Source organism: Pseudomonas sp. NY11955 (assembly GCF_048068035.1).
Taxonomy (GTDB): Bacteria; Pseudomonadota; Gammaproteobacteria; order Pseudomonadales; family Pseudomonadaceae; genus Aquipseudomonas.
In genome coordinates this window covers 20,254-33,456 of sequence record NZ_JBLUPS010000001.1, presented here as the reverse complement: position 1 = coordinate 33,456, position 13,203 = coordinate 20,254, and the positions used below count along the sequence as shown (strand labels likewise).

The following is a 13,203-nucleotide window of genomic DNA, read 5'->3' as shown; positions in this document are numbered from 1 at the left end:
GCGGTGCAGGGCGGCCATGAACAGAGGCCGCCGGTTACTGGTTGAGGCGTTTGTCGATCAGGCCCTGTACCACGCTGGGGTCGGCCAGGGTCGAGGTATCGCCCAGGTTGTCCAGCTCGTTGCAGGCGATTTTGCGCAGTATACGCCGCATGATCTTGCCTGAGCGCGTCTTGGGAAGCGCCGGCGCCCACTGAATCAGCTCGGGTTTGGCGAAGCTGCCGATTTCCTTGCTGACCAGTGCCAGCAGCTCGGCTTTCAGTGCGTCGTCGGGCGTCACGCCATTCATGGGCGTGACGAACGCGTAGACACCCTGGCCCTTGAGGTCGTGGGGGTAACCGACCACGGCGGCCTCGGCGACGCTGTCATGCAGCACCAGTGCGCTTTCCACTTCGGCGGTGCCGATGCGGTGCCCGGACACGTTGATCACATCGTCGATGCGCCCAGTGATCCAGTAGTCGCCATCGGCATCGCGGCGGGCACCGTCGCCGGTGAAGTAGTAGCCGGGCATGGGTTTGAAGTAAGTGTCGACCATGCGCTGGTGGTCGCCATAGACGCTACGGATTTGCCCAGGCCAGCTGGCCTTGATGACCAACAGGCCCGCACCGGGGCCTTCGATCAATTTGCCTTTTTCGTCCAGTAGCGCCGGTTGCACGCCGAACATGGGCTGCGTGGCGCAACCGGGTTTGAGTGCCTGCGAGCCGGGCAGCGGGGTGAGCATGATGCCGCCGGTTTCGGTCTGCCACCAGGTATCGACAATGGGGCAGCGCTGCTGCCCGACTTCCTCGAAATACCATTCCCAGGCTTCAGGGTTGATCGGCTCGCCGACGCTGCCCAGCAGGCGCAGGCTTTTGCGCGAGGTGCCCTGCAGCGGCGCGGAGCCCTCGCGCATCAGCGCACGCAGTGCGGTCGGGGCGGTGTAGAAGATATTCACCTGGTGCTTGTCCACTACCTGCCAGAAGCGTGAGGTGTCCGGGTAGTTGGGCACGCCTTCGAACATCAGCGAGATCGCGCCATTGGCCAGCGGGCCATAGACGATATAGCTGTGGCCGGTAACCCAGCCGACATCGGCGGTGCACCAGAACACCTCGCCGTCACGGTAGTCGAACACGACCTTGAAGGTCATCGTCGCTTGCAGCAGGTAGCCGCCGGTGGTGTGCAGCACGCCTTTGGGTTTGCCGGTGCTGCCGGAGGTGTAGAGGATGAACAGCGGGTCTTCGGCCTGCATTGGCTCGGGAGGGCAGTCGTCGCCGGCCTTTTCCGTTACCTCGTGGTACCAGAGGTCGCGCCCTTCGGCCCAGGCAACATCGCCACCGGTGCGGCGCACCACCAACACACTGCTGACCGCTGGGCAACTGGCTAGGGCCTTGTCGACGTTCTGTTTCAACGGAATGCGTTTGCCGCCACGCACGCCCTCATCGGCGGTGATCACGGTGCGGCAGTCGGCATCGAGAATACGGTCGCGCAGGGCGTCGGGGGAGAAACCGCCGAACACTACCGAGTGGATGGCGCCGATGCGGGTGCAGGCGAGCATGGCGAAGGCCGCCTCGGGGATCATCGGCATGTAGATGCACACCCGGTCACCTTTCTTCACGCCGCGTGCCTTCATTGCATTGGCCAGGCGGCAGACCTGGCGGTGCAGTTCGCGATAACTGATGGCTTTGGCGTCTTGCGGGTCGTCGCCTTCCCACAGCAGGGCGGTCTGCTCGCCGCGCTGGGCCAGGTGGCGGTCGATGCAGTTGTAGCTGACGTTGAGCTGGGCGCCGTCGAACCAACGGGCCATGCCGGTGTTCAGGTCGCATTGCTGCACGCTCGACCAGGGCTTGACCCAGTCCAGGCGTTTGGCTTGCTCGGCCCAGAAACCGTCAGGGTCGTCGACCGACTGGCGGTAGAGGCGGCGGTATTCGTCGGGGGTGAGGGTGGCGGACTGGCTGACGGCCAAGGCCTGGGGATAATTGCGGATATCGAACATGGCGGGTGGTCCTGCTCTTGTAAGGGGCGATGGACTGCAACGGCTATTCGATAGGACAGTGTAGCTGGGAGAGGTGTTCAACCTGTGCCGGCTTCATCGCGGGCAAGCCCGCTCCTACAGGGTAAAGCGTGGTCTGTAGGAGCGGGCTTGCCCGCGATGAGGCCGGTGCAGGTTTCAGATCAACCGCGGTGACGGCCGCGGAAGTAGTTGATCAGGCCTTGGGTGGAGCCATCTTCGGCGCTGTCTTCCAAGCTGCCGACCAGCCGCTGGTAAACGCCTTTGCCCAGCTCCTTGCCCAGCTCCACGCCCCATTGGTCGAAGGCGTTGATACCCCAGATCACGCTCTGCACGAACACCTTGTGTTCGTACATCGCCACCAGCGCGCCCAGACGGCGCGGGCTGATACGTTCGACCACCAGGGTGTTGCTCGGGCGGTTACCCGGGATCACCTTGTGCGGGGCAAGCTTTTCGATATCCGCTTCGTTCAGGCCTTTGCCGCGCAGCTCGGTTTCAGCTTCCTCACGGGTTTTGCCCAGCATCAGCGCTTGGCTTTGCGACAGGCAGTTGGCATACAACCACTGGTGATGGTCGGCCACCGGGTTGAAGCTGACCACTGGCACGATGAAATCGGCCGGAATCAACTGGGTGCCCTGGTGCAGCAACTGGTGGTAGGCGTGCTGGCCGTTACAGCCCACGCCCCCCCAGATAACCGGGCCGGTGTCGGTTTTCACCGGGGTGCCGTCCTGCAGCACGCTCTTGCCGTTGGACTCCATGTCCAGCTGCTGCAGGTGCTTGGTGATGTTGCGCAGGTAGTGGTCGTACGGCAGGATCGCGTGGCTGTTCGCGCCCCAGAAGTTGCCGTACCACACGCCCAGCAGGGCCAGCAGCACCGGCATGTTCTTGTCGAACGGTGCGGTCTGGAAGTGCTGGTCCATGGTGTAGGCGCCGGACAGCAGTTCCTTGAAGTTGGCCGTGCCGATGGCCAGGGCGATCGGCAGGCCGATGGCCGACCACAGCGAGTAACGCCCGCCTACCCAGTCCCACATCGGGAAGATGTTCTCTTCGCGGATACCGAAGGCCACGGCGGCGGCCTTGTTGCTGGAAACCGCGATGAAGTGGCGGTACAGCTCGGCTTCCGAGCCGCCCTGGGCCAGGTACCAGGTACGCGCCGCCATGGCGTTTTTCAGGGTCTCGAGGGTATTGAACGACTTCGACGAGACGATGAACAGGGTGGTTTCGGCGCGCAGGTTGGCCGACAGCTCGTGGAATTCACTGCCGTCGATATTGGCCAGGTAGTGGCAGCGTACGCCGCGCTGGGCGTAGGGCAGCAGCGCTTCGGAAACCAGCTCGGGGCCGAGGAACGAGCCGCCGATGCCAATGTTGACCACGTCGGTGATCGGTTTTTCGCTGTAGCCGCGCCACAGGCCGTCGTGAATGCGGCCGACCAGCTCGGTGATCTGGTTGAGCACCTTGTGCACTTCCGGCATGACGTTCACGCCGTTGACGCTGAGCTTGTCACCCACCGGGCGGCGCAGTGCGGTGTGCAGCACCGGGCGGCCTTCGGAGGCGTTGATGATTTCACCGGCGAACATCGACTTGATGGCGTCTTGCAGGCCTACTTCGTTGGCCAGGTTCACCAGCAGGTCGCGGCTTTGTTCGGTGATCAGGTTTTTCGAGTAGTCGAGGAACAGGCCGCAGCAGCTCAGGGAGAACTGATCGAAGCGTTTGGCATCGGCGGCGAAAGCTTCGCGCATGCTGAAGCCTTGCATGGCGTCGCGGTGTTGCTGAAGCGCCTGCCAGGCGGGCAGGGCCGTCACATCGTGGGGTGTACGGTAATACGCCATTGCGCGGGGTTCCCTTGGTGCGTGGTGAGGCCTTGGACACGGCAGTTATTGCCGGGTTCAGGCTGGCATCATTATAGGCAAAGGCCACGCGCTGGGAATGGGGGAAGAGCTGGGGAATTTGGGGGGCGCTTTGCGCCCCATTCGCGGGGCAAGCCCGCTCCTACACGGGATGTATGTTTCCTGGGGAAAATGCACACCTGTGGGAGCGGGCTTGTCCCGCGAATGGGCTGCATAGCAGCCCCGGGCCGTTATGCGGTCTTTTCTTCCACATGCAGGTAAAGGTTGTCGATCAACCGCGTGTTACCCAGGTAAGCCGCCGCGATCACTACCAGGTCTCGATCGTCGATCACTGCCGGGCGCAGGCTTACGGCATGGCGTACTTCCAGGTAGTCCGGCCGGAAGCCCGCAGCGCTCAGTTGCGCCTGACCTTCTGCGACCAGGGCGGTGAAGTCCCGCTGGCCTCGGCCGATGGCGGCTGCGATGTGCTGCAGTGTACGGTACAGCGCTGGCGCGGCCATACGCTGCTCCGGCGTGAGGTAACCATTGCGCGACGACAGCGCCAGGCCATCCTCGGCACGCACGGTGGGCTCACCGATGATCTGGATCGGCATGTTCAGGTCGCGCACCATGGCGCGGATCACCGCCAGCTGCTGGAAGTCCTTCTCGCCAAACACGGCAAGGTCTGGCTGGACCATATTGAACAGCTTGCTGACTACCGTGGCCACGCCTTCGAAATGCCCAGGCCGGCTGGCGCCGCACAGGCCTTCGGAAAGCTGGGGCACGCTGACGCGGGTTTGCACGCTCATGCCATCGGGGTACATTTCTTCCACGGTGGGCGCGAACAGCAGGTTGCAGCCTGCCTGTAGCAGGCGCTCCTGGTCGGCGGCCAAGGTGCGCGGGTATTTGTCGAGGTCTTCGTTGGCGCCGAACTGCAGCGGGTTGACGAAGATGCTGGCGACCACGAAATCGGCGCGCTGCGCGGCCTTGGTCACCAATGCCGCGTGGCCGCTGTGCAGGTTGCCCATGGTCGGCACGAAGCCGATACGTTTACCTTCACCGCGGGCGCGGGCTACTGCCGCGCGCAGTTCGCGGACGGTCTTGACTGTATTCATGCACTGAACCCGTGTTCGCTGCCTGGGAAGCTGACTTGCTTGACGGCCTCGACGTATGCGACGAGGGCGCTTTGGATATCCGGCTGGCCTTGCATGAAGTTCTTCACGAACTTCGGTACCCGGCCGCTTAGCGACAGGCCGAGCATGTCGTGCAGCACCAGTACCTGGCCATCGGTGGCGCTGCCGGCGCCAATGCCGATGACCGGGATGCCTACAGCATTGGTGATTTCCGCCGCCAGTTCGCTGGGTACGCATTCGAGCAGCAGCATGGCCGCCCCGGCTTGCTCCAGGGCGATCGCGTCGGCGCGCATCTGCCGAGCCTGGGCTTCCTGGCGGCCCTGCACTTTGTAGCCGCCCAGCACATTGACGGTTTGCGGGGTCAGGCCCATGTGCGCGCACACCGGCACGCCACGTTCGGCCAGCAGGCGAATGGTTTCGGCCAGCCAGGCTGCGCCTTCGATCTTGACCATATGGGCGCCGGCCTGCATCAGCGTGGCGCTGTTGGCAAAGGCCTGCTCCGGGGTAGCGTGCGCCATGAACGGCAGGTCGGCGAGGATCAGCGCGCCGTCGTTGCCGCGTTTGACGCTGGCGGTGTGGTAGGCCATGTCTGCCGTAGTGACCGGCAAGGTGCTGTCGTGGCCCTGCAGGACCATCCCCAGCGAGTCGCCCACCAGCAACACTTCAACGCCGGCCTGGCTGGCGGTCTTGGCGAAGGTCGCGTCGTAGCAGGTCAGCATGGTGATTTTTTCACCCTTGGCCTTGAGGCCATTGAGGGTGGTAAGGGTTACTTCAGGCATGTAGGAAATTCCTCGTTCAGGCGCTGTAAAAAACGACTGCAATCAACGCGTGTAGTCATCTTCCGGAGCGGCACATCATCGCGCGTGATGTTCGGGCACAGGTCCGTCCGGGCCTAAATACGGGTATGCGGCACTTTGGTGCCACACGGGACGCCTATAGTCGTGAGCGAGGTGGGGGAAGTCAATCACCCTGTTACCGCATTGTTACGATCAGGGTGTTACTGGCGTTACCGTTGTGCTGCGGCAGGCTGGAACGCCCGGATTACAGGCGTTCCAGGCCGACGAACGGGCAGCCGTCGAGCAGTTGTGCGAGGGCGCGGCCATCGGCCAGGCGGAAATCGCCCGGTACCAGTTCTGCCAGCGGGTACAGCACGAAGGGGCGGGCATGCATATGGTAATGCGGCACTTTCAGGCGTGGCTCGTCGAGCACCTGGTCGCCGAACAGCAGGATGTCCAGGTCCAGCGTGCGCGGGCCCCAGCGTTCCTTGCGTACGCGGCCCTGGTCGTTCTCGATGGCCTGCAGTGCATCGAGCAGGGCCAGTGGCGCCAGGGCGGTGTCCAAGGCGGCGACGGCGTTGGTGTAGCGCGGCTGGCCGGGCAGTAGCGAGTCACTGGTGTACAGCGCTGAGGCCGCCACAAGGCGCGTGGCCTCGACCTGGTCGAGCGCTTGCATGGCGCTGCGCAGCTGCTCGACAGGTGCGTCCAGGTTGCTGCCCAGGCCGATGTAGGCGCGGGTGGTCACTCGAACGCCTCGTCGCCACTGCGCTTGCGTTTGCCGCCGCTGCGCTTGCGTTTGCGCGGGCCGGCGCCGGTGCCTTCGTCACGGCTGCCCAACTCGCGGATCATCTCGCGGCGCTCGCTGTCGTTGGCATCCTGGTAATCGGTCCACCACTGGCCGAGGTCGTCGGTTTCTTCCCCGGCGCTTTCACGCAGCAGCAGGAAGTCGTAACCGGCGCGGAAGCGCGGGTTGTCCAGCAGCATGTCGGCACGCTTGCCGCTGCGGCGTGGCAGGCGCTCCTGCATGTCCCAGATCTCGCGGATCGGCAGGGTGAAGCGTTTGGGGATGGCGATGCGTGCGCATTGCTCGGCGATCAGGTCGTGAGCCGCACCGTTCATGGCCGGGATCGGCGGCACGCCCTGGTTCTGCAGGTGCAGCACACGGGCCGGCAGCGCTGGCCACAGCAGTGCGGCAAACAGGAAGGCGGGCGTCACCGGCTTGCCCTGCTTCACGCGCAGGTCGGTGTTATTCAGCGCCTGGCTGATCAGCGTGTGGGTGTAGGTCGGGCGCTCGTCCAGGGCATGGGCGCTGGCCGGGAACAGGGGCTCGAACAGCTCCAGGTCAACCAGCATTTCGAAGGCAATGGCACCTTGGCCGCTGAGGAACAGCTTGAGGCATTCTTCGAACAGGCGCGCGGGTGGGATCTCGCGCAGCATCGGGGCCAGGCCGCGAATTGGCTGGTAGGTGTGCTTTTCGATGCCAAAGTCGAGCTTGGCGGCAAAGCGCACCGCGCGCAGCATGCGCACCGGGTCTTCCTGGTAGCGATGAGTCGGGTCGCCGATCAGCCGCAGCAGGCGATTGCGCACGTCGTGCACACCGTTGGCGTAATCGAGAATGCGCTCGCTGACCGGGTCGTAGTACAGGGCGTTGATGGTGAAGTCGCGGCGTTGCGCGTCCTCTTCCAGGGTGCCGTAGACGTTGTCTCGCAGGATGCGACCACTGGCGTTGTGCGACGAGCGGTGGGCGTCGCCTTGGTCGTCTTCCGAGTGGTGGGCGCGGAAGGTGGCGACTTCAATGATCTCACGGCCGAAATGCACGTGGACCAGCTTGAAGCGTCGACCAATGATGCGCGCGTTGCGGAACTCGGCACGGACCTGTTCGGGGGTGGCGCTGGTGGCGACGTCGAAGTCCTTCGGCGTGATGCCCAGCATCAGGTCGCGGACACAGCCACCGACCAGGTAAGCCTGGTAGCCGGCGCTTTGCAGGCGCTCCACGATGTTCACCGCGTGGCGGCTGAATTGGTGGCGCTGCAGCGAGTGCTGGCTCTTGTTGATCACCTCAGGCGTGGTGCGCCTGTGGTGCGGGCCCGGTACGGGCGGGCGGAAAGACTGGAACAGCTTCTTCAGCATGGGATGCACTGTGTGAAGGAATGTTCGGCCAAGAATAGGAGAATGGCCGCATGATGGGCGGGGATTCTAGCATTTACTCGAGGAATGGTGTAGGCGGGTGGCAGGATGCCTGCCAGAAGGGTAGAAACGACAAGGGGAGCCTAAGCTCCCCAAGAAGTCGTTGCGTGCTCTTATTGTTTTTTTTGCTGGGCTTCTTGTTTTTGTTGAGCGCCCTGTCCACAAATCTCGAAGCTTGTGGACGACCCCTAAACCAGGGGTAAAGAGCAAACGGATTGCTTTGGCCGCTGATGTCACGTTGATCTGTCGATCCAACCAGTTCAGGCGCTGCTTTTTAGTGCAGTTTTTGTTGTTCTCTGCCTGGTTGTGGGGCAAGCCCCAAACACGCATCCTCTCCAAAAGAATCAGTTAGCTGCGCCTCCGCCGTCTTGTTTTTATTGTGCGTGAGCCGTTTCGTCTTGTTCTTATTGTAGGTTTCAGTGCTTGTTATTGTTTTTGTACTAAGCATATAGCAGGTGCCGTGCCAACTTTTGAAAACCCAGTAAAATCAAGGTGTTGTGGCCTTTGAGCGATTTTCTAGGGGCTGAAAATGCCGGAATTTCGTTACCGTACGCCTCGGAATTGTTACGGCTCAAAGGATGGGTAACAGATTTTTGCGGGGACTGATGTGTTACCAGGAGCCTCGCCGTGACAGGTTTGTCGCCTGTGAGATCGAGCGCCGCAATTGCTGCGGCGTACCCTGCGCAGGTTGGTTATTCGCTGGTAGCGTTGCTTTTACGCCGTGGAATGCCCAGGCGCTGGCGGCGTTCCCACAGGCACTTGCGGCTGACGCCAAGCTTGCGAGCCAGTTCGGTCTCGGTCATGTGGTCCTGGTGTTCGAGCACGAAGTGCTGGAAGTAGTCTTCCAGCGACAGGTCCTCGGTCGGCTCGTGGCTGGCACTGGCCGCACTGGCCACCACCAGGGCGTTGTCGAGGATGTCGTCCTCTTCCAGGTCGCTCAGCTCGATGTCGATACCCAGCAGGTCGGCGGAAATTTCCGCGCTCTCGCTGAGAATTACCGCGCGCTCCACGGCGTTTTCCAGTTCGCGCACGTTCCCCGGCCAGCTGTAGTGCCGAATGGCCTGCTCGGCCTCGGCCGAAAAGTGCAGGTCGTCGCGGCCGATGCGCGCACTCTGGCGGGCGAGGAAGGCGCTGGCGATCTCGTTGACGTCGCTGCCGCGCTCGCGCAGGGCCGGCAGCTTCAGGGCGATCACGTGCAGGCGGTAATACAGGTCTTCACGGAACTGGCCAGCCTTGGCCAGGTTCTTCAGGTCGCGGTGGGTCGCGGCGATCAGGCGCACATCGACTTTTTGCGACTGCACCGAACCCACCCGGCGAATCTCGCCTTCCTGCAGCACGCGCAGCAGGCGAGCCTGGGCTTCCAGCGGCAGCTCGCCGATTTCGTCGAGGAACAGCGTGCCGCCATCGGCGGCTTCGACCAAGCCGGCACGCCCGGCGCTGGCGCCGGTGAACGCGCCTTTTTCATGGCCGAACAGTTCGGACTCGATCAGGGTCTCGGGGATGGCCGCGCAGTTCACCGAAATCATCGGTGCCTTGGCCCGGCGCGACAGGTTGTGCAGGGCGCGGGCCACCAGCTCTTTACCGGTCCCCGACTCGCCCTGGATCAGCACGTTGGAGTCGGTAGGGGCGACCTTGCGGATCTTGCTGTACATGTCCTGCATGGGCGGGCACGAGCCGATGATGCCGATTTCGCCGTTGGCTGCCGCCGCGCTGCTTTTATCGGCCGGGGCGGCCTTGCCATTGCTGGCGCGTGGCTCGGCGGCCGGTGCAGCGGCGGGGGCGTTTTGCCGGTCGCGCAGGATACGCGCCACCGCCTGCAGCATCTCGTCATGGTCGAAGGGCTTGGCGATGTAGTCCACCGCGCCCATTTTCATCGAGTCCACCGCCGAGCGCAGGCTGGCGTAGCTGGTCATGATCAGCACCGGGGTGCCCTGGCCGAGCTTGATCAGCTCGGTACCGGGCGCGCCGGGTAGGCGCAGGTCGCTGACGATGAGGTCGAAGGTGGCAATGCTGAAGCGTTCCTGGGCTTCCTGCACCGAGCCGGCTTCGCTGACCTGGTACTGGTTCCGCTCAAGCAGACGACGCAGGGCCGAGCGGATGATGGTTTCGTCTTCGACGATCAGAATGTGCGGCATTGATTCAATTCTCTCGACGGTCTCGAATTTCAGGGGACGTCGCTACGACATGCCGGGGCAGGGTCACGCGGATCCGGGTGCCACGTTGCCGTTCGATATCGGCCGGGCTGTCGATGGTGATTTGCCCATAATGCTCTTCCACGATGGAATAGACCAGAGCGAGCCCCAGTCCGGTTCCTTCGCCCGGGTCCTTGGTGGTGAAGAAGGGTTCGAACAGGCGGTCCTGGATGTTCTTCGGTATCCCGCTGCCTTCGTCTTCGACGATCAGGTCGACGGTGTGTTCGCTGGTCTCGCTGCGCACACGCACGGCACTGCCGGGGGGCGAGGCGTCGCGGGCGTTGGAGAGCAGGTTGATCAGCACCTGGGCCAGGCGCTGCGGGTCCCCTTCGGCCCAGTGGTCAGGGTCGCAGAGGTTGAAGAACTGTACTTCGAAATTGCGCCGGTTCAACGCCAGCAGACCGATGGCGTCTTGTGCCACTTCGGCCAGGCACACCGGCTCCTCGCTGTTCTGGTGGCTGCCGCCGGCATGGGCGAAGCTCATCAACGACTGGACGATGCGCGACACCCGTTTGGTCTGGTCGAGGATCTGGCTGGACAGCTCGATGATTTCGCCATCGCCTTCGCGCTCTTCGCGCAGGTTCTGCGCCAGGCAGGCGATGCCGGTGATCGGGTTGCCGATTTCGTGGGCCACGCCGGCGGCCAGGCGACCAATGCTGGCCAGGCGCTCGGAGTGCACCAGCTTGTCTTCCAGTGCCTGGGTTTCGGTAAGGTCTTCCACCAGCAGCACCAGGCCGCTGTTACCGGGGGCCAGTGGCTCGTCGATGGCCGCCTTGTGCAGGTTAAGCCAGCGCGGCTGGCCGTCCAGCGCCAGGCGCTGCTTGTGCAGGTGCTCGTCGGGGACGTTGATGAAGCCTTGCAGCAAGCCGCGCCAGGGCTCGTCGATGGTGACCAGGCGCGAGCCGACCACGTGTTTGGCGGCGATGCCGGTGAGCTCTTCCATGGCCTTGTTCCACATCAGGATTTCCTGGTCCTTGGCCAGCGAGCAGACGCCCATGGGCAGCTCCTGCAAGGTCTGCCGGTGGTAGCGGCGCAGGGCATCGAGTTCGGCGGCCAGGCCGGTCAGGCGTGAGTGGTAGTCTTCCAGGCGGCTTTCGATGAAGTGGATGTCTTCGGTCACGTAGTTTTCGTTGCCGGACTTGTACGGCAGGAACGTCTCGACCATGTCCTGGGCCACGCTCGGCCCCATCAGGCCGGACAAGTTGGCCTCGATGCGGTCGCGCAGGCGGCGCAGGGCATAGGGGCGGCGCTCGTCAAACGGCAGGTAGAGGTCACGCAGGGCTTGCTCCACTTCCTTTTGTGCGGCCTTGGCGCCCAGTGGCTTGGCCAGCTGGGTGGCGAACTCCTGCGGCGAGGCAGCGTGCAGTTCGCGGCGCTGTGGGCGGCGTACGTTGTCTACCGCACAGGCTTCGGCTGCGCTGACTTCTTCGGTGCTGGCGTTGGTGAACAGCGAGATCAGGGTGAACAACAGCACGTTGGCCGCCAGCGAGGCGATGGCTGCCATGTGCCAGCTGGTATCGTCCAACACATAGATCATGTCCAGCAGCGGGATGTAGAAACCCTGCAAGTTGCCCAGCAGCGGCAACAGCATGGTCACCATCCACACCAGGGTGCCGGCCAGCAGCCCGGCGATGAAGCCACGGCGGTTGGCGGTTGGCCAGTACAGCACCGACAGCACGCCAGGCAGGAACTGCAAGGTGGCGACGAAGGCGACGATGCCCAGGTTGGCCAGGCTCTGGTGGTTGTTCTGGGTCAGGTAGAACATGAAGCCGGCGGTGATGATGGCGACGATCAGCGCCCGGCGAGTCCACTTCAACCAACGGTAGATGTTGCCCTCGGCCGGCGGTTGATAAAGCGGCAGCACCAGGTGGTTCAGGGCCATGCCCGACAGCGCCAGGGTGGTGACGATGATCAGGCCGCTGGCTGCCGACAGGCCGCCAATGTAGGCCAGCAGGGCCAATGCCTGGTTGTTGGCGGCGATCCCCAGACCCAGGGTGAAATATTCGGGGTTGGTGCTGGCGCCCAGGCGCAGTCCGGCCCACAGAACCAGTGGCACGGCCAGGCTCATCAGCAGCAGGAACAGCGGCAGGCCCCAGCTGGCGCTGACCAGCGAGCGCGGGTTGAGGTTTTCGGTAAAGGCCATGTGGTACATGTGCGGCATGACGATGGCCGAGGCGAAGAACACCAGCAGCAGGGTGCGCCATGGCCCTTCCTGCAGCGGGGTGTGCAGCGCGGCCAGGGCAGTCTGGTTCTGCAGCAGCCAGACTTCCAGCTCGTGGGGGCCGCCGAATACGCCGTACAGGGCATAGAGGCCGATACCGCCGAGGGCCAACAGCTTGATCACCGACTCGAAGGCGATGGCGAACACCAGCCCCTCGTGCTTTTCGCGCGTGGCGATGTGCCGCGAGCCGAAGAAGATGGTGAACAGGATGATCAGCGTACAGAAGGCGAATGCCACCCGGGCCTTGACCGGTTCACCGGTGAGGATGCTGATCGAGTCGGCCACTGCCTGGATCTGCAGGGCCAGCAAAGGCAGCACGCCAATCAGCATGATGATGGTGGTCAGCGCTCCGGCCCAGGTGCTGCGAAAGCGAAACGCCAGCAGGTCGGCCAGGGATGACAGTTGGTAGGTGCGGGTGATCTTGAGGATCGGGTAAAGCAGCACCGGTGCCAGCAGGAACGCGCCGGATACCCCCAGGTAACAGGCAAGGAAGCCGTAGCCATACTGGTAGGCCAGGCCCACCGAGCCATAGAAGGCCCAGGCACTGGCGTACACGCCCAGCGACAGGGTGTAGGTGAGCGGGTGGCGAATGATCGAACGCGGGATCAACCCGCGCTCGCTGATCCAGGCCACGCCGAACAGCACCATGAGGTACCCGGCGCTGATCAGGATCATCTGGGTCAGGCTAAAGCTCATCGGCATCTCGTTGGCTCTGCAGGATGAAGGTGACGACGATCAGGATCAGCCAGAGCAGGTAGGGGCGGTACCAGGCTCCGGTCGGTTCGATCCACCAGTCCATGATGGCCGGGGAGAACAGGTAGATCCCCACGACCAGAAGCAGGACCAAACGATAGATGTACATGCTGGCCTCGATGGTTGGGCGC

9 protein-coding genes are annotated in these 13,203 nt (G+C 63.5%); all 9 read right to left on the bottom strand.

The features are described from left to right. Positions 1–34 precede the first annotated feature (34 nt). The 9 genes from acs to ACNFBR_RS00105 all read right to left on the bottom strand — a co-directional run bounded on the left by acs (position 35) and on the right by ACNFBR_RS00105 (position 13,181). The gene (acs, locus tag ACNFBR_RS00145) at positions 35–1,969 is read right to left on the bottom strand and encodes an acetate--CoA ligase (protein ID WP_416733193.1); all 1,935 of its coding nucleotides are present in this window, start codon (positions 1,967–1,969) and stop codon (positions 35–37) included. A 179-nt stretch (positions 1,970–2,148) separates the two neighbouring features. Next, a complete protein-coding gene (gene pgi, locus ACNFBR_RS00140) occupies positions 2,149–3,813 on the bottom strand; it encodes a glucose-6-phosphate isomerase (RefSeq protein WP_416733192.1) in 1,665 nt (554 codons plus the stop codon). A 248-nt stretch (positions 3,814–4,061) separates the two neighbouring features. After that, on the bottom strand, positions 4,062–4,925 hold the full coding sequence (gene panC, locus ACNFBR_RS00135) for a pantoate--beta-alanine ligase (RefSeq protein ID WP_416733191.1): 864 nt from the start codon (positions 4,923–4,925) through the stop codon (positions 4,062–4,064). Then, positions 4,922–5,722, bottom strand: a complete 801-nt coding sequence (gene panB, locus ACNFBR_RS00130) for a 3-methyl-2-oxobutanoate hydroxymethyltransferase (RefSeq protein ID WP_416733190.1) — start codon at positions 5,720–5,722, stop codon at positions 4,922–4,924. The genes panC and panB overlap by 4 nt, the downstream gene beginning before the upstream one ends. Positions 5,723–5,984: 262 nt before the next feature. Then, positions 5,985–6,464 carry a 2-amino-4-hydroxy-6-hydroxymethyldihydropteridine diphosphokinase gene (folK, locus tag ACNFBR_RS00125; protein WP_416733189.1) on the bottom strand — a complete coding sequence of 160 codons (480 nt, stop codon included), beginning with the start codon at positions 6,462–6,464 and terminating at the stop codon, positions 5,985–5,987. After that, entirely contained in the window at positions 6,461–7,849 is a 1,389-nt protein-coding gene (locus tag ACNFBR_RS00120) for a polynucleotide adenylyltransferase PcnB (RefSeq protein ID WP_416733188.1), read from the bottom strand. Before ACNFBR_RS00120 ends, folK begins: the two co-directional genes overlap by 4 nt. A 749-nt stretch (positions 7,850–8,598) precedes the next feature. Beyond that, positions 8,599–10,041: a sigma-54-dependent transcriptional regulator gene (locus tag ACNFBR_RS00115; protein WP_012274227.1), complete on the bottom strand. Its 1,443-nt coding sequence runs from the start codon at positions 10,039–10,041 to the stop codon at positions 8,599–8,601. A gap of 4 nt (positions 10,042–10,045) precedes the next feature. Beyond that, complete coding sequence (locus ACNFBR_RS00110) at positions 10,046–13,021, bottom strand: sensor histidine kinase (protein WP_416733187.1); 2,976 nt, start codon at positions 13,019–13,021, stop codon at positions 10,046–10,048. Further along, entirely contained in the window at positions 13,005–13,181 is a 177-nt protein-coding gene (locus ACNFBR_RS00105) for a hypothetical protein (RefSeq protein WP_003250005.1), read from the bottom strand. Before ACNFBR_RS00105 ends, ACNFBR_RS00110 begins: the two co-directional genes overlap by 17 nt. Positions 13,182–13,203 lie beyond the last annotated feature (22 nt).